Here is a 16,895-nt window from a genome sequence, read left to right as displayed (position 1 = left end):
GCGCCGCGCGGCGACGACGCTGCGACCGCTCTTCCGAGCGGCGATCGAGAGGACCACCATGCCCGACTCTCCCACTCCGCCCGACCGCCGCCGGAGGCGCGGGCTCGGCCTGGCGGCCCTGACCGGACTGGCCCTGGCGGCCGCTCCGCTGGTCGCGACCTCCGCCGCGGCCGCGCCCTCGGGCGACGAGCTCGTCATCAGCGAGGTCTTCGCCCGCGGAGGCTCCGCCGGCGCCGCGTTCAGCAACCGCTACGTGGAGCTCTACAACCCCACCGCCGCCGAGATCGCCCTCGGCGGCCTCTCGATTCAGTACCGCTCGGCGACCGGCACCGCGAACCCCACCACGACCGTGCCGCTCACCGGCTCGGTGCCCGCCGGCGGCCACTTCGTGCTCGCCGGCGCCAGCAACGGCACCAACGGCGCGGCCCTGCCGACGCCCGACCAGAGCGCGAACGGCCTCAACATGGCCGCCGCGGGCGGCACCCTCTTCCTCGTCGACGGGACCTCGGCGCTCGTGGCGCCGCCCACCGGCGCCGCCGCCCAGCCGGACGCGGTGATCGACCTCGTCGGCTACGGCACCTCGAACACCTTCGAGTCGTCCGTCGCCACGGTCCCCTCGCTCACCCAGACGATCGCCCGCGCAGACACCGCCACCGGCGACACCGACGTCAACTCGGCCGACTTCGCGCTCGGCGCACCGACCCCGCAGGCCGCGGGCGGAGGATCCGAGCCCGAGCCCACGACGCCGCCGACGACCACCCCGCCGACCACTCCCCCGACCACCCCGCCGGCCGAGATCCCGGCCGTCTCCATCGCGGAGATCCAGGGCACCGGCGACGCGTCGCCGCTCGTCGGCAGCACCGTCACCACCTCCGGCGTCGTCACCGCGCGCTACCCGTCCGGCGGCTACAACGGCTACGTCATCCAGACCCCCGGCACCGGCGGCGAGAGCTCGCGCACGGCCTCCGACGCCGTCTTCGTCTTCTCCTCCGCCTCCGTCGGGTCGGTCGCGATCGGCGACCACCTGCGCATCACCGGCGAGGTGAGCGAGTACAACGGCCTGACCGAGCTCACCCCGACCTCGGCCGCGACCGTCGTGAAGCTCGACGACGCCGCCGCAGCGCCGGTCCCGGCCGCTGTCGCGCTCCCCCGCACCGCCGCCGAGCGCGAGGTGCTCGAGAGCATGCTGATCGCTCCGCAGGGCGCCTACACGGTCACCGACACCTTCGACCTGAACAGCTTCGGCTCGGTCGGCCTCGCCGCCGGCACGTCCCCGCTGCTCACGCCGACCGAGGTCGCCCGCCCCGGCTCGCCGGAGCTCGCGGCCGTCGTCGCCGACAACGCCGCCCGCGCGATCACCCTCGACGACGGCGCCTCGATCAACTTCCTCGGCGCCGCCGCGAACAAGGCGATCCCGCTGCCCTACCTCACCACCACCGCGCCGATCCGCGTGGGTGCTCCGGCGACCTTCACCCGCCCCGTCGTCCTCGACTACCGCAACGGCGGCTGGGCCTTCCAGCCCACCACGCAGCTGACCGTCGAGAACGCCGGCGACGTGCAGCCCGCGACCTTCGCGAACACCCGGACCGCGAAGCCCGAGGCCGTCGGCGGCGACCTCTCGATCGCGTCCTTCAACGTGCTCAACTACTTCTCCACCACCGGCGACTCGATCACCGGCTGCACCTTCTACACCGACCGCGACGGCGACCCCGTCACGGTCAACAGCGGCTGCGACGCCCGCGGAGCGGCGAACGCCGACGACCTCGAGCGCCAGCAGGCCAAGATCGTGACCGCGATCAACACCCTCGGCGCGGGCGTCGTCTCGCTCGAGGAGATCGAGAACTCGGCCAAGTTCGGCAAGCCGCGCGACGAGGCCCTCGCCACCCTGACCGCCGCGCTGAACACGGCGGCCGGCTCCGAGGTCTGGGCCTACGTCCCCTCCCCCGCAGCGCTCCCCGCGCTCGCGGACGAGGACGTCATCCGCACCGCCTTCATCTACAAGAAGGCCGTCATCGAGCCGGTCGGCGAGTCCGTCGTGCTCAACGACACGGTGAACTTCTCGAACGCCCGCAAGCCCCTCGCCCAGGAGTTCCGCCTCCTCGGCGACAGCGCCAGCGAGTTCGTCGCGATCGTGAACCACTTCAAGTCGAAGGGCTCCGGATCCGGCGCCGACGCCGACCAGGGCGACGGCCAGGGCGCCTCGAACGCCTCGCGCGTGAAGCAGGCGACCGCCCTCGTCGCCTTCGCCGACCGCCTCCGCACCGAGAAGGCCACCGAGCTCGTCTACCTGCTGGGCGACTTCAACGCCTACTCGAAGGAGGACCCGGTGAAGGTGATCACCGACGCCGGCTACATCGACCAGGGTGCGAAGGACGGCAAGTACTCGTACTCGTTCGACGGCGCGGTCGGCTCGCTGGACCACGTCTTCGCCTCGCCCGCGGCCGACAGGACGGTCACCGGGGTCGACACCTGGAACATCAACAGCGGCGAGTCCGTGGCACTGGAGTACAGCCGCTACGACTACAACGCGACGATCTTCTACGACACCTCGGCGTACCGCTCCAGCGACCACGACCCGGTCGTCGTCGGCCTCGACCTGCCCGAGACCCAGACGGACCCGGAGCCCGAGCCCGTCACGGTCATCGACGTCGCGACCACCGCCTCCACCAAGCGCCTCGCCGTCGTGCGGACGCTGACGGTGTCGGCGGTGAACAACGGCGACGAGACGGTCTCGATCGAGATCACGACGGCGTACGGCAGCAAGACGAAGAAGACGGTCAAGCCCGGCCAGTCGTTCACGGTCAAGACCGTGACCGTCTTCAAGCCCATCAAGGCCGGCACGGCGACCATCGAGGTCACCGCGCCCGACGGCACCGAGCGCGTACACAAGCAGGCGTACCGCGGCGCCTGATCCCGCGCGACCCCTGACCTCGACGAGCTCCGGCTCCTAGAGTTCGGGGATGCCCGAGGGAGACAGTGTGCACCGTCTCGCCGCCCGCCTCAGGCGGGCGGCGGACGGTCGCACCGTCCTCGAGGGCGAGCTGCGCTCCGGGGACGCGGCCGGCACCTCCCTCGCCGGGCTGAGGATCCTCGAGCACGACACCCACGGCAAGCACCTCCTCACCCGCTTCTCCGGCGGAACGACCCTTCACACCCACCTGCGTATGCAGGGCTCCTGGACCGTGACCGCTCCCGGCCGAGCGGTCCCCCGCTCGGTGCAGAAGGACGTCCGCGTCCGCCTCCGCCTCGACGACGACTCGACCGTGTGGGGCATCGACCTCCCGGTCGTCGAGCTCCTCGCCACCCGCGACGAGCCGCGCGCCGTCGGGCACCTCGGGCCCGACCCGCTCCGCGCGGACTGGGACGCCGACGAGGCCGTCCGGCGCCTCTCCCGCCTCCCGGACCGGCCCGTCGTCGCCGCACTCCTCGACCAGCGCTGCCTCGCGGGTCTCGGCAACCTCTGGGCCAACGAGGTCTGCTTCCTCCGCGGGGTCTGGCCCTGGCGGCCGATCGGCTCCCTCGACGTCCGCGCCCTCGTGGCGACCGCGGCGAGAGGCCTCCGCGCCTCCGTCACGATCCCGGGGATGTTCCAGACCACCACCGGTGACACCCGCCGCGGCGAGCGGCACTGGGTCGCGGGGCGCGCCGGGCGCCCGTGCCTGCGCTGCGGCACGACGGTGCTCGTCCGCGACGAGGTCCGCGACGACCCCGAGCAGCGCCGCACCTGGTGGTGCCCGCACTGCCAGCCGGAGCAGGCGGCCGCCCCCTGAGCCCGCGTACCGCCGCCTGAAGCCCGCGTACCGCTGCCGACGGCCCGTGCGTAGGCTGGCCGCATGACGAACGAGTGGGGAACTCCGGATCCGTCCGCCCGGCGAGACCGGTCCGCGGAGGTCGTCCCGGCGGCCGCCTCCGGCGAGGAGGTGGAGACCGCCCGCGTCGAGGACGCCGATCGCGCGCTCGCCGTGCGCGAGGTCAAGCGGCGCCGCGACTTCCTGGGATCGCTCGGCGGATGGGCGAGCGTCTCGGCGATCACGACCGCCGTCTGGGTCGGCACAGGGGCCGACGGCTACTTCTGGCCGATCTGGCCGATGATCGGGATCGGGATCGGCGTCGTCGGCCAGGCCGCGTCGATCTGGGGTCCCGCCCGCAAGGAGATCACCGAGGCGGATATCGCCGCCGAGATGCAGCGCCGGGAGAAGCGCGGCCGCTGATCAGTCCAGCCGGCCGACCGAGGTGACGCGGACGACGGCCGCACCCTGCTCGTCCGACTCGGCGAGGTCGACGGTCGCCGAGATCCCCCAGTCGTGGTCGCCGGCCGGATCGTCGAGGATCTGCCGCACGAGCCACTGCGTCGGCTCCTCCGTGACGAGCAGCATCTTCGGCCCCCGGGCGTCGGGCCCGATGCCGATGCTGTCGTGCTCGTCGTAGTAGTCGTCCAGCGCGGCGCCCCACGCGTCGGCGTCGAAGCCGGCGGCGGCGTCGAGCTCGCCGAGCGCCTCGTGGTCGTCGAGGGCGGCGAGGGTCACCCGGCGGAACATCTCGTTGCGCACCAGCACGCGGAAGGCGCGGTGGTTCGCGGTGAGGCGGCGCGGAGCGGGCGGCACGATCGCCTGGTCCGCCGCGTGGAGCGCCGGATTGACCAGCTCCTCCCACTCGTCGACCAGCGAGGAGTCGACCTGGCGCACGAGCTCGCCCAGCCACTCAATCAGGTCGTGCAGCTCCTCGTTCTTCAGCTCGTCGGGGATGGTCTGCCGGGCCGCGCGGAACGCGTCGGACAGGTAGCGCAGCACCAGTCCCTCCGAGCGGGAGAGCTTGTAGAACGCGGTGTACTCGCCGAAGGACATCGCCCGCTCGTACATGTCGCGCACGACCGACTTCGGCGAGAGCTCGAAGTCCTTCACCCACGGCTGCGCCGCGGTGTAGGTCTCGAAGGTCGCCTCGAGGAGTTCCTCGAGCGGCTTGGGGTGCGTGACGGACTCGAGCAGCTCCATCCGCTCCTCGTACTCGATCCCCTCGGCCTTCATCGCGGCGACGGCCTCGCCGCGGGCCTGGAACTGCTGGGCCCCCAGGATCGGGCGCGGGTCGTCGAGGGTCGCCTCGAGCACCGAGATCACGTCGAGCGCGAAGCTCGGCGACTCCGGGTCGAGAACGTCGAACACGGCCAGCGCGAACGGCGAGAGCGGCTGGTTGAGCGCGAAGTTCGGCTGCAGGTCGACGGTCAGGCGGATGCGGGTCACGCCGTCGGCGCCGACGCTCTGCTCAACCACTCCCGCCTCCCGCAGCGTCCGGTAGATGCCGAGCGCCCGGCGGGCCAGCTGCAGCTGCCGCTTCCACGGCTCATGGTTGTCGAAGATCAGGGCGTGCACGTTCGCGTAGGCGTCGCCGCCGCGGGCGATCACGTTCAGCAGCATCGCCGAGGTGATCGTCATGTGCGAGGTCAGCGTCTCGGGCTCGGCGTCGACGAGCTTGCGGAAGCTCGGCTCCCCCCAGCTGACGAAGCCCTGCGGTGCGCGCTTGGCGACCCACTTCCTCCGCTTCTTCGGGTCGTCGCCCATCTTGTCGAGAGCCTTCCGGTTCTCGGACTCGTGCTCGGGGGCCTGCACGACCACGGTCCCGGCGGTGTCGTACCCGGCGCGGCCGGCGCGGCCGGCGATCTGGTGGAACTCGCGGGCCGAGAGCTGGCGGGTCCGGGTGCCGTCGTACTTGGTCAGCGCGGTGAGCAGCACGGTGCGGATCGGGACGTTGATGCCGACGCCGAGGGTGTCCGTGCCGCAGATCACGCGCAGCATGCCCTGCTGGGCGAGCTGCTCGACCAGGCGGCGGTACTTCGGCAGCATGCCCGCGTGGTGCACGCCGATCCCCAGCCGGAGCAGCCGGGAGAGGGTCTTGCCGAACGCGGTGGTGAAGCGGAAGCCGCCGATCACCTCGGCGATGCGGTCGCGGTGCTCGCGGGTGGCGATGTTCGCGCTGGTGAGCGCCTGCGCACGCTCGAGAGCGGCCGCCTGCGAGAAGTGCACGACGTAGACCGGCGACTGGTTCGTCGAGAGCAGCTCCTCGATGGAGTCGTGGATCGGAGCGATCTCGTAGAAGTAGTGCAGCGGCACCGGGCGCTCCACGCCGGTGACCCGGGCGGTCTCCCGGCCCGTGCGGCGGCTGAGGTCGGCGGCGAGCACCGTCACGTCGCCGAGGGTGGCCGACATCAGCACGAACTGCACGTGCGGGAGGGTGAGCAGCGGCACCTGCCAGGCCCAGCCGCGCGCCGGGTCCGCGTAGAAGTGGAACTCGTCCATCACGACCTGGTCGACCGGTGTGTCCTCGCCGTGCCGGAGCGCGAGGTTCGCGAGGATCTCGGCCGTGCAGCAGATGATCGGCGCGTCGGCGTTCACCGAGGAGTCGCCGGTGACCATCCCGACGTTGGAGGCGCCGAAGACGTCGACCAGCGCGAAGAACTTCTCGGAGACGAGCGCCTTGATCGGCGCCGTGTAGAAGCTGCGGCGCCCGGAGGCGAGCGCCGCGGCGTGCGCGCCGATCGCGACGAGCGACTTGCCGGTGCCGGTGGGCGTCGAAAGGATCAGGTTGGAGCCGGAGGCGATCTCGAGCATGGACTCGTCCTGCGCCGGGTAGAGCGGGAGGCCGCGCGACTCCGCCCACTCGGTGAAGGCCAGGTAGACCGCGTCGTCGTCGACGCGCCCGTCCGCGTCGGGCGTCGGCATCCGGTCGAGCAGCGTCGAGGTCATCCCCCCATCCTCCCAGCCCGCGGGCCGTCGCTCGGGTGCGATCCGTCACGGACGGCCCGTGCGCCCTCGCCTCACGGGCCGCGGGTGACGGATCGGTCCGCTGGAGCGAGGGCCCCGTCGACGAGTCCGACGACGCGGTCCGCGTCGGCCAGCACGGCGGGGTCGTGCGAGACGCAGACCACGGTCGCGCCGCGGTCCGCCTCCGCGCGCAGGACCGACCGGATCCGCTCCGCACTCGCCGAGTCGAGGCCGGTGGTGGGCTCGTCCAGGAGCAGCAGGCCGGCCCCGCGGGCGAGCCCCTGGGCGAGGAGCGCCCGCTGCCGCTGACCGCCGGAGAGCACCGCGAAGGGCTCCCGGGCGAGCGCGACGATCTCCATCCGCTCGAGCGCGGTGGCGATCGCGTCCGCCGCGCGCGCGTCGCTGCGGCGGAGGCGGCCGAGCCGACCCCAGGTGCCCACCGCGACCACGTCGCGCACCGTCACCGGGAGGCGGTCCGGGATCGACGCCCGCTGCGGCACGAAGGCGATCGCTCCGGTGACGTCCCGCGTGCCGGACGTCAGTGGACGCGCTCCCGCGATCACCTCCAGGAGCGTCGACTTGCCGGCGCCGTTCGGCCCGGCGATCACGGTCAGCGAGCGCGCGGCGACGTCGAGATCGACCCCCGCGAGAGCGCGGCGGGAGCCGAAGTCGACGTGAGCGCCTCGGAGGCGGACCGGGGGCTCGGGCAGGGGTGAGACGTCCATCCCGACGAGCGTACAGGAGTGATAACTGTTCTCATTATCGTGTACGGTCGGGCACCATGCCCAGCCTCCTCGCCGGAATCCTCGAGCCGTTCGCTCTCGACTTCCTCCAGCGCGCCCTCCTCGGCGGCGTCCTCGTCGCGGTCCTCTGCGGCGTCGTCGGCACCTGGGTGGTCCTCCGCGGGATGGCCTTCCTCGGCGAGGCGCTCGCCCACGGGATGCTCCCCGGCGTCGCCCTCGCGACGGTGCTCGGCGCGCCCGTCCTCGTGGGCGGCGCAGCCAGCGCGGTGCTGATGAGCCTCGGCATCGCGGCCCTGCAGCGGCGCGGACGACTGTCCTACGACACCAGCATCGGCCTGCTCTTCGTCGCCATGCTGGCGCTGGGGGTCATCGTGATCTCGCACTCGGGCAGCTTCGCCACGGACGCGACCTCGATCCTCTTCGGCGACATCCTCGCGATCACCCCCGTCGACATCGGGCTGCTCGCCGCCGCCGCCGGAGCCGGCCTCCTCGTCGCAGCGGCCTTCCACCGCCCGCTCGTCGCCCTGGCGCTGGATCCGCGCATCGCCGCGGTGCTCGGCCTCGGGCCGCGCTCGGCTCAGGCCGCGCTGGTCGGCCTGGTGACCCTCGCCGTCGTCGCCTCCTACCAGGCGGTCGGCTCGCTCCTCGTCGTCGGGCTCCTGCTGGCTCCCGCGGTGGCCGCCGGTCACTGGACCACGCGCATCCCGACCCGGATGCTGCTCGCGTCGATCCTCGGCGCGGCCTCCGTGCTCGTCGGCCTGCTCGTCTCCTGGCACGCGGCCACGGCCGCGGGCGCCTCGGTCGCCGGCACGGCCATCGCGGTCGCCGCGGTGTCCTGGGCGGTCCGCTCGGCCGCTTCGGCCCTCGCGTCCCGGTCGGGCCCTCAGCCGGTCGCCGCATGAGGCCCTGCCGGCACCGCTCCTCCCCCGCTCACCCTCGAAAGGACTCCGTGCACTCCCGAACCACCGCCTCCACCGTCCTCCTGGGCGCTCTCGCGCTGGGCCTGGCCGCCTGCTCGACCGATGCCTCCGCGCCGGCCGCGGACGACACGGGTTCCGGCCACGGCGCCGTCGCGAACGCCGCCGAGCTCGCCGAGCCGCGCCTGGGGCTGACGTCGATCGACCCGTCGGGCGCCGTGTCGCACCTCGACCTCCTCGACGAGACGGTCACCGGCCTCGGCACCATCGGCGCACCGAGCGCGATGACGACCGACGGCCGCTACCTCTTCGCCCAGACCGATGCGGGCGTCGAGATCGTCGACAGCGGCGTGTGGACCTGGGACCACGTGGACCACTTCCACTACTACCGCGCGGACCCCCGCCTGATCGGCACGGTCGAGGGCTCCGGGACGGCCGTCGTCGCCACGACGAACCTCTCGACCACCGGCGGAACCGGACTCTTCTTCCCCGACTCCGGCGAGGCGGTCCTCCTCGACACCGAGGCGCTGTCGAAGGGCGCGATCGTCGAGCGGTTCCGGAAGGACGTCGAGCCCGGACCCGGGATGGTCGTGCCCGTCGGCTCGTCCGCACTGGTGACCGAGGGGTCCGGATCCGGAGCGGCCGTCGCCGGCTACGACTCGGACGGCGAGCCGACGGGCCTCCGCGAGGCCTGCCCCGACCCCGCCGGGACGATCACCACCCGCGTCGGCGCCGTCATCGGCTGCTCCGACGGCGCACTCCTGGCGTCGATCGAGGACGAGGAGCTCATCGTCGAGCGGATCCCCTACCCCGCCGGCACCACCGCGCCACCCGCCGCCTCCTTCGACAACCGTGAGGGCCGCCCCACGGTCGCCGGCCTCGCCGGGGACGCGGGCATCTGGCTCCTCGACACCCGGGAGCGCTCCTGGAGCCTCCTCCCCTCTCCCGCCCCGCTGGCGCAGGTCACCGCGGTGGACGACGCGGACGAGACCGTCCTCGCCCTCGCCGCCGACGGCCGCGTGCTGGTGCTCGACGGCTCCGACGGCGCGGTCCTCGCCGAGACCGCGCCCCTCGTCGCCGACACGACCGCGGACGGCTCGCGGCCCGTCCTGATCGCCGACCAGCAGCGGGCCTACCTCAGCGCACCCGCCGAGCGGAAGCTGCACGAGATCGACTACGCGGACGGCGCGCGCCTCGCCCGCACCTTCGAGACCGCCACCGAGCCGGCCTTCACGGCGGAGACGGGCCGATGAGGCGCCGCTGGGCCCTCGCGTCCGCCGCGGCGGTCCTGCTCCTGTCGGGCTGCACGTCCGCGGAGGAGGACGAGAGGCCCCTCGTCATCGTCTCCACCAACATCCTCGGCGACGTCGTGGGCGAGCTCGTCGGCGACGAGGCGCAGGTCGTCACGCTGATGAAGCCCGACGCCGACCCGCACTCGTTCGAGATCTCGGCGCAGGAAGCGGCGCGCCTGCGCTCCGCCGACCTCGTCGTCTCGAACGGGCTCGGACTCGAGGAGGGCCTGCAGCAGCACCTCGACGAGGCCTCCGGTGAGGACGTCCCCGCGTTCGTCGCCGGCGACGCCGTCGACGTCCTCGACTACAGCGAGGGCGACGCGGAGGGGAGCCCGGACTCGCACTTCTGGACGGACCCCGGCCGGATGATCGACGTCGTCGACTCCCTCGGGCCCGTGCTCGCCGCGCTCGACGGCGTCGATCCGGCCGCCGTCCGGGACCGGACGGCCGGCTACCGCGCCGAGCTCGAGCGGCTCGACTCCGAGATGGCCGCGGCGTTCGCCGCGATCCCCGCCGAGCGCCGCGCCCTCGTCACCAACCACCACGTCTTCGGGTACCTCGCCGACCGCTTCGACTTCGACGTCGTCGGCGCCGTCATCCCGGGAGGCACGACCCTCGCGGCGCCGTCCGCCTCCGACCTCGCCGATCTCGTCGACGCGGTCGAGCAGACCGGCGTCCCCACGATCTTCGCGGAGTCCTCGTCTCCCGACCGCCTGGTCCAGGCGCTCGCGAGCGAGGCCGACATCCGCGTGGAGGTGGTCGAGCTGTTCACGGAGTCCCTGACGGGGCCCGAGGGCGGCGCTCCCGACTACCTCGCCATGATGCGCGTCAACACGCAGCTCATCGCCACCGGGCTCTCCCCGTGAGCCCTCCGATCCACCACCAGGAAGAAGAAGCACCCATGCAGAATCAGCACGTCCGGCGGGCGGGCCTCGGCCTGATCGCCGCCTGCTCGATCACGGTCCTCGCGGCCTGCTCGTCGAGCTCGACCCCGGCCGCCGAGTCCTCCGCGTCCACCGCGCCGGCCACCGAGGCCGCGGCGGCCGCCGGCGCCCGCGTCGCCGTCGCCTACGAGGGCGGCATCCTCGTCCTCGACGGCGAGACCCTCGAGACCGTCGCGGACCTGGACTCCGAGGAGTTCACCCGCCTCAACCCCGCCGGCGACGACCGCCACGTCATGGTCACCATGAGCGAGGGGTTCCAGCTCCTCGACACCGCCGCCGGCACCAGCGGCGAGCCGGAGCTGACGGACATCGTCTTCCCCGCGGACACCCCGGGCCACGTCGTCCGGCACGCCGGGAAGACCGTCCTCTACGCCGACGGCACGAGCGACACGACCGTCCTCGAGACCGCCGACCTGGCGTCCTCGGACGGGATGCCCGAGACCGAGACCATCCCGGGCGTCGAGGCGCACCACGGCGTCTCGATCGTCCTCGAGGACGGCACCTTCCTCACCACGGTCGGTGACGCCGACGGGCGCACCGGCATCGAGGTGCGCGACGCCTCCGGCGCCGTGACGGCCACGAACGACCAGTGCCCCGGTGTCCACGGAGAGGGCACGGCCGAGAACGAGGTCGTCGTCTTCGGCTGCGAGAACGGCGCCCTGGTCTACGACGGCGGCGAGATCACGAAGCTCGAGGCGCCGGACCAGCCGTACGGCCGCATGGGCAACGCCTGGGTCAGCGAGACCAGCCCGATCATCGTCGGCGACTACAAGGACGACCGCGACGCCGAGGGCTACCTCCTGCACCGCGTGGCGCTGATCGACACCGAGGCGAAGACCCTCGACGTCGTCGACCTGCCCGAGGGCGTCGAGTACACCTTCCGCGGCGTCGCCCGCGGCCCCGACGACCTGGCGTACATGATCGCCTCGGACGGCGCGATCCACGTCCTCGACCCCCAGACCGGCGAGCTGACCGCCTCCTACCCCGTCGTCGACGCCTGGGAGAGCCCGGTCGAGTGGCAGGACCCGCACCCCGCGATCACGGTCGCCGGGGACATCGCCTACGTGACCGACCCGGCCGCCGACAGCATCCACGCCGTCGACCTCACCACGGGAGAGGTCGTCGCCACGGGCGAGCTCGACGTCACGCCGAACGAGATCGCCGTCGCCGCGAGCTGACCATCGGCACGGAGGAGGGGCGCGGGGCCGTGGGCTCCGTGCCCCTCCTGTTCACCTGGAGGGGCCAGGATCTCCGCATGACGACCGACTTCGATCTCGACCAGGTGGTGCGCGACGTGACCGCGAACGTGCGCAAGAAGTTCCCCGACCACTCCGAGGAGCAGGTCGCGCCGCTCGTGCGCGAGGAGCTCGCGGACCTGCAGGACCGGCCCGTGCAGGACTACCTGACGGTGCTGACGGAGCGAGCGGTCAAGCGCCGCCTCAAGCGCGAGGCGCGCGGGGAGTAGACCGGGTCAGGCGAGCGCCCGCTCGATCGACGCCCGCAGCGCCGGAGCCGGCCGGAGCGCACCCGCCTCCTCCGCTTCGAGGAGCGCCTGCGCGTCCGCCGGGCTGTGCTCGCGGTACCAGCGGTCGACCGGGACGCCGTGCCCGGGCCGGCTCAGCACCTCGACGGCGTCGCCCGCCTCCACCGATCCGCGGTGCAGCACCCGCAGGTATGCGCCGGTGCGCCCCTCGTCGGCGAAGCGCTTCACCCACTGGGGCTCTCCGAGGGCCCGCTGGAACGTCGCGCACGGCGTCCGCGGCATCGTCACCTCGACCTCGACCGCCTCGCCGATCCGCCAGCGCTCGCCGATCACGGCTCCGCTCACGTCGAGGCCCGCGATCCGCAGGTTCTCGCCGAACATCCCCGCGGCCACCGGCCGCCCCAGGCGCTCCGCCCACCAGACCGCGTCCTCGTCGGAGTAGGCGTAGAGCGCCTTGTCGAGGCCGCCGTGGTGCGCGCGATCGGCCTGCACGTCGCCGTAGAGGCCCAGGTCGCGCACTCCGACGGGACCCTCGACCGGCCGCTTGTCGATCGCGGTCACGCCGACCGTGCCGGAGTCGGGCAGGAGGCGGGCGACGCGGCACACGGCGAGCAGGCGGGGCATGCCGCCATGGTGCCAGCACTAGGCTCGCCGCGTGCGCGACGCGACCGCTCCTCCCCGGCTCGACCCCCTCCTCCTCGACGGCCTCGCCGAGGGGTACGCCGGGGACACGGGCGCCCGGGAGCACGCCGAAGGGCTGCGCTTCGCCGGCACCGACCTCACCGGCGCCGATCTCACCGCGGCCTCCTTCAGCGAGTGCGCGCTGGAGGGAGTGGTCCTGGACGGCGCCCAGCTGCGGGCCGCGTCGATCGCGGAGTCGCGGCTCGAGCGGCTGGACGTCCCCGGGCTCTCGGCGCCGCGGAGCCGGCTCCGATCCGTCGAGCTGCTCGCCTCGCGGCTGGGCTCGGCCGAGCTCTACGAGAGCACCTGGGAGCAGGTGCGCGTGGCCGACTGCAAGCTCGGCTACCTGAACCTCCGCGGAGCCGCGGTGCGCGACGTGCTGGTCGAGCGCTGCACGATCGACGAGCTCGACCTGGCGGGTGCGACCGGCACGCGGCTGCGCCTGGTCGACTGCGACGTCCGCTCCCTCGATCTCTCCCGGGCCCGGATCGAGCACCTCGATCTGCGCGGCGCCGAGCTGCACGTGCTCACCGGGCTGGACGGCCTCCGCGGCGCCACCCTCTCCGAGCTGCAGCTCAGCCTGCTGCTGCCGCTGTTCGCGGAGCACTTCGGGGTGCGGGTGGGCTGAGCCGCCGGTCCGCCTAGCGCCGGCGGGCGATCAGCCGCGTCAGAGCGCGGCGGCCGAGGAGGAACACGGCCAGCACGACGGCCGTCACGATCACGAAGCTCCACTGCACGCCCTGCCCGGAGGCGATCCGCAGGAGCATCCCGCCCGCGACGGTCACCGCCCAGACGACGAGCCCGGCGGGCACGATCCGGTCCGGGGAGCGCCACGAGCGCGTGACGACCCAGCCGAGCAGGAGCGCCGCCAGGAACGGCCAGAGCGTGGTGAGCAGGCCGATCAGCGCCGACCCCTCGTCGTGGCTCCCGCGGCCGATCAGCACGAAGACCAGGACGAGCACGGCGTCGAGGCCGAGGCCGAGGCCGAGCCCCGCGTGCCGGGTCATGCGGGCTCCGTCACGAAGTCGATGAGCTGCTCGACCCGGCCCAGCAGCGCCGGCTCCAGGTCCTGGAAGGTGCGCACCCGGCCGAGGATGCGCTGCCAGGCGCGCGCGATGTCGGCCTGCTCCTCGTGCGGCCAGCCGAGCGCCTCGCAGATCCCGTGCTTCCACTCGGTTCCGCGAGGGATCTCGGGCCAGCGCTCCAGGCCGATCCGGCCGGGCTTCACGGCCTGCCAGACGTCGATGTAGGGGTGGCCGACGACGAGGACGTGGGCGCCGTGCGGACCGGCGGCGACCTGCTCGGCGATCCGCGACTCCTTCGAGCCGCGCACCAGGTGGTCGACGAGCACGCCGATGCGGCGCCCCGGACCGGGCCGGAACCCGCGCACCAGCTCGTCGAGGTTGTCGACGCCCTCGATGTACTCGACGACGACGCCCTCGACCCGCAGGTCGTGGCCCCAGACCTTCTCGACCAGCTCGGCGTCGTGCCGACCCTCGACGTAGATGCGGCTGGGCAGGGCGACCCGCGCCTTCGCGTCGGCGACGTGGAAGGAGCCGGAGGCGGAGCGCGCGCGACCGAGACCGGCGTCGCGCTTCAGCCCGGGCGCCTTGAGCGACACGGGCTTCCCCTCGAGGAGGAACCCGGGCCCCAGCGGGAACACGCGGACCTTGCCGAACCGGTCCTCCAGCCGCACCATCCGCAGCTCCACGCCGAGCACGGCACCCACGAAGCCGGAGGCGACCTCCTCGACCACCAGATCGCGCTCGGCCTCGACCACCGCCACCTCGACCCTGCCGCGGGCGCGCCAGTCGCCGGCGAGCACGTCCTGCCCGTACCTGTCCTCGTCCATCGCACCGAGGGTAGCCGGAGGCGCGCGGGGCGCCGCGCGGACACGGCGCATGCACCTCTGCTTACATGAGCAGATGACCGAGGACCTCGAACCCGCCGCCGAGCTCTTCAAGGTGCTGTCCTCCTCCTCCCGGCTGCGCCTGCTCCGGGCCCTCGCCGAGGAGACGTCGACGGTCGGGCGGCTGGCCGAGGTGACCGGGCTCTCGCAGCCGCTGGTCTCGCAGCACCTGCGGATGCTCCGCACCGCCGGGCTGGTCGCGGTCGAGCGCGTGGGCCGCGAGGCGCACTACTCCGTCGCCGACACCCACGTCACGCACATCGTCGACGACGCTGTCCGGCACGCCCTGGAGGGGTGACCTCCGTCCTTGTCGGGAACGATGATCGCTCTCGATTAGGCGCATCCATTGCAATGCGTTTATGGATCTGGTCGACTGGAGCCCGTCGCGTCCGCGGCCCCCGCATCCGGAAAGGCAGCACCATGAGCACCACCGATCTCCACGCCGAGCACCCCGTCACCGAGCACGGGCACGGCGAGGGCTGCGGCCACCCGGCCGTGCAGCACGAGGACCACGTCGACTACGTCCACGGCACACACCACCACGCCCTGCACGGCGACCACTACGACGAGCACGAGTCGGAGGCCGAGCACTCGACCGCCGACCACGAGCACGGCGACGCCTGCGGCCACGAGACCGTGCAGCACGACGACCACGTGGACTTCGTCCACGACGGCCACAAGCACGCCGCTCACGCCGGCCACTACGACGAGCACTGAGGCCGTGCGCGACGGGAGGGCTCGCACCCTCCCGTCGGCGCTCAGCCCTGACGGGCCTTGAAGCGCGGGTTCAGCTTGTTGATCACGAAGACGCGGCCCCGGCGGCGGACCACCTGCGAGCCGGGCTGCGCCTTCATCGACCTGAGGGAGTTGCGGACCTTCACGGATGCTCCTGTCGTTAATGAGAACTGTTATCGATAGAGTAGCGGTCCATGGAGCCCCACCACCCCGCACCCCCCGTCCTCGCCGTCACCCTCGTCAGCGCGACCGACCCCCAGGACGCCGGGCGGACCGCCGCGCTCCTCGCCGGCAGGCCCGAGTCCCGGATCGCCTTCGAGGTCGATCCGCCCGGCGCCGACGGTCCCGCTCTCGCCGAGGAGCTCCACCGGCGCCTCGCGGCCGACGCCGACGACGGCCACCGCGGTCACACGGTCGTCGCCCTCGATGGCCAGGCCGACCCGCTCGAGATCGGACTCGTGCTCGAGCACCTCTGCGCGCAGCGGCATCCCGCCGACACCCGCATCGCGATCCTCGACGTGGTCGCCGTGACGTCGACGGAGGAGATCCTGCGCGTGCTCTGCGGCGGCGCGGGCCCCTCCTTCGACTCGGCGGAGCGCCTCGCCGCCCGCCTGGAGTTCTCGAGCCTCGTCGCCCTCGCCGAGCCCCTCTCCGAGAGCGACCCCGAGCGGACCGCACTCGTCCGCGACCTCCTGCGAGCACTCGCCCCCACCGCCGATCTCCTCCCCGCCGGTGAGCTCCCGGCGGCGCCACGGAGGCTCCACCCCCGGCGCGCGCACGCGATCGCCTCCTCGATGGGCTGGCAGTGCGCCCTCAACGGGACCTCGCGGCGCCGCGCCTCGGGCACGACCGTCGAGGAGTTCGTGTTCCGCGATCCGCTGCCCTTCCACCCCGGCCGCCTGAGCACGGCGGTCCACGGGGAGCTGGTGGCGGAGAAGGTGGGCCGCATCCTCCGCTCCCGCGGCCTGGTGCGCCTGGCGACGCGCGCCGACCGGGTCGGCTCGTGGTCGGTCGCCGGCGACGTGCTGACGCTGGACCCGACCAGCCTGCTCAGCTGGGACGAGGACGCGCCTCTCGGCCAGGAGCTCGCCTTCTTCGGGACGGGCCTGGACACCGGGAGGCTGACCGCCGTCCTGCAGAGCTGCCTGCTCACCCCCGAGGAGCTGCTGGCCGGCCCCGCCGCCTGGGCGGAGTACGCGGACCCCTTCCCGCGCTGGGTGGACGAGCACCGGAACTGAACCGAGCGCCCTCCGTCGCGCGGGACTCGACGAGAGCGACCCGCCAAGGACACCGTTAGGCGAATGGTCCTCCGAACGCGCCATCGGACTTCTGGAACCCGCCCGATCATTGATGATCTGCGATAACCCTGCAATTGTGACTGGTGTCAAAGATGACGTTGAGAGAAGGAGATGTTCTTGCCAGGCACCAGAAGATCG

The 16,895-nt window shown here is 73.0% G+C and carries 18 protein-coding genes; 12 read left to right on the top strand and 6 right to left on the bottom strand.

Annotated elements, in window-relative coordinates; translation table 11 throughout:
• Positions 1 to 58: 58 nt before the first annotated feature.
• The 3 genes from C5C30_RS09665 to C5C30_RS09655 all read left to right on the top strand — a co-directional run bounded on the left by C5C30_RS09665 (position 59) and on the right by C5C30_RS09655 (position 4,211).
• A complete protein-coding gene (locus tag C5C30_RS09665; RefSeq protein WP_104333622.1) occupies positions 59 to 2,911 on the top strand; it encodes an ExeM/NucH family extracellular endonuclease in 2,853 nt (950 codons plus the stop codon).
• A 49-nt stretch (positions 2,912 to 2,960) separates the two neighbouring features.
• A complete protein-coding gene (locus C5C30_RS09660; protein ID WP_104222261.1) occupies positions 2,961 to 3,770 on the top strand; it encodes a DNA-formamidopyrimidine glycosylase family protein in 810 nt (269 codons plus the stop codon).
• 63 nt (positions 3,771 to 3,833) lie between these two features.
• A complete protein-coding gene (locus C5C30_RS09655; RefSeq protein ID WP_104333621.1) occupies positions 3,834 to 4,211 on the top strand; it encodes a 2TM domain-containing protein in 378 nt (125 codons plus the stop codon).
• Here the strand turns inward: C5C30_RS09655 and C5C30_RS09650 are convergent, their stop codons facing one another.
• Together C5C30_RS09650 and aztA are read right to left on the bottom strand one after the other, a co-directional pair.
• A complete protein-coding gene (locus tag C5C30_RS09650) occupies positions 4,212 to 6,737 on the bottom strand; it encodes an RNA helicase (protein WP_104333620.1) in 2,526 nt (841 codons plus the stop codon).
• A gap of 71 nt (positions 6,738 to 6,808) precedes the next feature.
• The gene (gene aztA / locus C5C30_RS09645) at positions 6,809 to 7,480 is read right to left on the bottom strand and encodes a zinc ABC transporter ATP-binding protein AztA (protein WP_104333619.1); all 672 of its coding nucleotides are present in this window, start codon (positions 7,478 to 7,480) and stop codon (positions 6,809 to 6,811) included.
• A 56-nt stretch (positions 7,481 to 7,536) separates the two neighbouring features.
• Here aztA and aztB point away from each other — a divergent pair, with 56 nt between their 5' ends.
• The 5 genes from aztB (at position 7,537) to C5C30_RS09620 (ending at position 12,116) form a co-directional block, all read left to right on the top strand.
• Positions 7,537 to 8,400, top strand: coding sequence for a zinc ABC transporter permease AztB (gene aztB / locus C5C30_RS09640; RefSeq protein ID WP_104288198.1), 864 nt, complete (start codon positions 7,537 to 7,539; stop codon positions 8,398 to 8,400).
• Between the two features lie 47 nt (positions 8,401 to 8,447).
• Positions 8,448 to 9,668 carry an ABC transporter gene (locus C5C30_RS09635; RefSeq protein ID WP_104250618.1) on the top strand — a complete coding sequence of 407 codons (1,221 nt, stop codon included), beginning with the start codon at positions 8,448 to 8,450 and terminating at the stop codon, positions 9,666 to 9,668.
• Entirely contained in the window at positions 9,665 to 10,573 is a 909-nt protein-coding gene (aztC, locus tag C5C30_RS09630) for a zinc ABC transporter substrate-binding protein AztC (RefSeq protein ID WP_104333618.1), read from the top strand. The genes C5C30_RS09635 and aztC overlap by 4 nt, the downstream gene beginning before the upstream one ends.
• A 35-nt stretch (positions 10,574 to 10,608) precedes the next feature.
• Positions 10,609 to 11,829, top strand: coding sequence for a zinc metallochaperone AztD (gene aztD, locus C5C30_RS09625; RefSeq protein WP_104333617.1), 1,221 nt, complete (start codon positions 10,609 to 10,611; stop codon positions 11,827 to 11,829).
• Between the two features lie 77 nt (positions 11,830 to 11,906).
• The gene (locus C5C30_RS09620) at positions 11,907 to 12,116 is read left to right on the top strand and encodes a three-helix bundle dimerization domain-containing protein (protein WP_104262881.1); all 210 of its coding nucleotides are present in this window, start codon (positions 11,907 to 11,909) and stop codon (positions 12,114 to 12,116) included.
• Positions 12,117 to 12,122: 6 nt separating this feature from the next.
• Here the strand turns inward: C5C30_RS09620 and C5C30_RS09615 are convergent, their stop codons facing one another.
• Positions 12,123 to 12,758: an MOSC domain-containing protein gene (locus C5C30_RS09615; RefSeq protein ID WP_104255826.1), complete on the bottom strand. Its 636-nt coding sequence runs from the start codon at positions 12,756 to 12,758 to the stop codon at positions 12,123 to 12,125.
• Positions 12,759 to 12,789: 31 nt separating this feature from the next.
• Here C5C30_RS09615 and C5C30_RS09610 point away from each other — a divergent pair, with 31 nt between their 5' ends.
• A complete protein-coding gene (locus tag C5C30_RS09610) occupies positions 12,790 to 13,443 on the top strand; it encodes a pentapeptide repeat-containing protein (RefSeq protein WP_104288194.1) in 654 nt (217 codons plus the stop codon).
• 13 nt (positions 13,444 to 13,456) lie between these two features.
• Here the strand turns inward: C5C30_RS09610 and C5C30_RS09605 are convergent, their stop codons facing one another.
• Complete coding sequence (locus C5C30_RS09605; protein ID WP_104333616.1) at positions 13,457 to 13,822, bottom strand: DUF3054 domain-containing protein; 366 nt, start codon at positions 13,820 to 13,822, stop codon at positions 13,457 to 13,459.
• Positions 13,819 to 14,667: a DUF3097 domain-containing protein gene (locus C5C30_RS09600; protein WP_104319393.1), complete on the bottom strand. Its 849-nt coding sequence runs from the start codon at positions 14,665 to 14,667 to the stop codon at positions 13,819 to 13,821. The genes C5C30_RS09605 and C5C30_RS09600 overlap by 4 nt, the downstream gene beginning before the upstream one ends.
• Before the next feature lie 73 nt (positions 14,668 to 14,740).
• On the opposite strand from C5C30_RS09600, the gene C5C30_RS09595 reads away from it, so the two are divergent.
• Entirely contained in the window at positions 14,741 to 15,022 is a 282-nt protein-coding gene (locus tag C5C30_RS09595; RefSeq protein ID WP_104222235.1) for a helix-turn-helix transcriptional regulator, read from the top strand.
• Between the two features lie 122 nt (positions 15,023 to 15,144).
• Positions 15,145 to 15,441, top strand: coding sequence for a hypothetical protein (locus C5C30_RS18035; protein WP_104247339.1), 297 nt, complete (start codon positions 15,145 to 15,147; stop codon positions 15,439 to 15,441).
• A gap of 41 nt (positions 15,442 to 15,482) precedes the next feature.
• On the opposite strand, the gene ykgO is transcribed toward C5C30_RS18035, so the two are convergent.
• Entirely contained in the window at positions 15,483 to 15,605 is a 123-nt protein-coding gene (gene ykgO, locus C5C30_RS09585; RefSeq protein ID WP_104226896.1) for a type B 50S ribosomal protein L36, read from the bottom strand.
• Positions 15,606 to 15,653: 48 nt separating this feature from the next.
• Between ykgO and C5C30_RS09580 the strand changes: the two genes are divergently transcribed.
• Entirely contained in the window at positions 15,654 to 16,697 is a 1,044-nt protein-coding gene (locus tag C5C30_RS09580; protein WP_104247338.1) for a GTP-binding protein, read from the top strand.
• Positions 16,698 to 16,895: the final 198 nt, after the last annotated feature.

This window comes from Rathayibacter sp. AY2B5 (genome assembly GCF_002931645.1).
Taxonomy (GTDB): domain Bacteria; phylum Actinomycetota; class Actinomycetes; order Actinomycetales; family Microbacteriaceae; genus Rathayibacter.
Note: the sequence above shows the minus strand (reverse complement) of the source record. Positions and strands in the feature narration are given on the sequence as shown.

Excerpts from the sequence above, each read along its gene's own strand:
- C5C30_RS09580 (WP_104247338.1), top strand. The coding sequence starts at position 15,654 with ATGGAGCCCCACCACCCCGCACCCCCCGTCCTCGCCGTCACCCTCGTC.
- aztB (WP_104288198.1), top strand. The coding sequence starts at position 7,537 with ATGCCCAGCCTCCTCGCCGGAATCCTCGAGCCGTTCGCTCTCGACTTC.
- C5C30_RS09660 (WP_104222261.1), top strand. The coding sequence starts at position 2,961 with ATGCCCGAGGGAGACAGTGTGCACCGTCTCGCCGCCCGCCTCAGGCGG.
- aztA (WP_104333619.1), bottom strand. The coding sequence starts at position 7,480 with ATGGACGTCTCACCCCTGCCCGAGCCCCCGGTCCGCCTCCGAGGCGCT.
- C5C30_RS09605 (WP_104333616.1), bottom strand. The coding sequence starts at position 13,822 with ATGACCCGGCACGCGGGGCTCGGCCTCGGCCTCGGCCTCGACGCCGTG.
- C5C30_RS18035 (WP_104247339.1), top strand. The coding sequence starts at position 15,145 with ATGAGCACCACCGATCTCCACGCCGAGCACCCCGTCACCGAGCACGGG.
- aztC (WP_104333618.1), top strand. The coding sequence starts at position 9,665 with ATGAGGCGCCGCTGGGCCCTCGCGTCCGCCGCGGCGGTCCTGCTCCTG.
- C5C30_RS09600 (WP_104319393.1), bottom strand. The coding sequence starts at position 14,667 with ATGGACGAGGACAGGTACGGGCAGGACGTGCTCGCCGGCGACTGGCGC.
- C5C30_RS09615 (WP_104255826.1), bottom strand. The coding sequence starts at position 12,758 with ATGCCCCGCCTGCTCGCCGTGTGCCGCGTCGCCCGCCTCCTGCCCGAC.
- aztD (WP_104333617.1), top strand. The coding sequence starts at position 10,609 with ATGCAGAATCAGCACGTCCGGCGGGCGGGCCTCGGCCTGATCGCCGCC.
- C5C30_RS09650 (WP_104333620.1), bottom strand. The coding sequence starts at position 6,737 with ATGACCTCGACGCTGCTCGACCGGATGCCGACGCCCGACGCGGACGGG.
- C5C30_RS09595 (WP_104222235.1), top strand. The coding sequence starts at position 14,741 with ATGACCGAGGACCTCGAACCCGCCGCCGAGCTCTTCAAGGTGCTGTCC.
- C5C30_RS09665 (WP_104333622.1), top strand. The coding sequence starts at position 59 with ATGCCCGACTCTCCCACTCCGCCCGACCGCCGCCGGAGGCGCGGGCTC.
- C5C30_RS09655 (WP_104333621.1), top strand. The coding sequence starts at position 3,834 with ATGACGAACGAGTGGGGAACTCCGGATCCGTCCGCCCGGCGAGACCGG.
- C5C30_RS09620 (WP_104262881.1), top strand. The coding sequence starts at position 11,907 with ATGACGACCGACTTCGATCTCGACCAGGTGGTGCGCGACGTGACCGCG.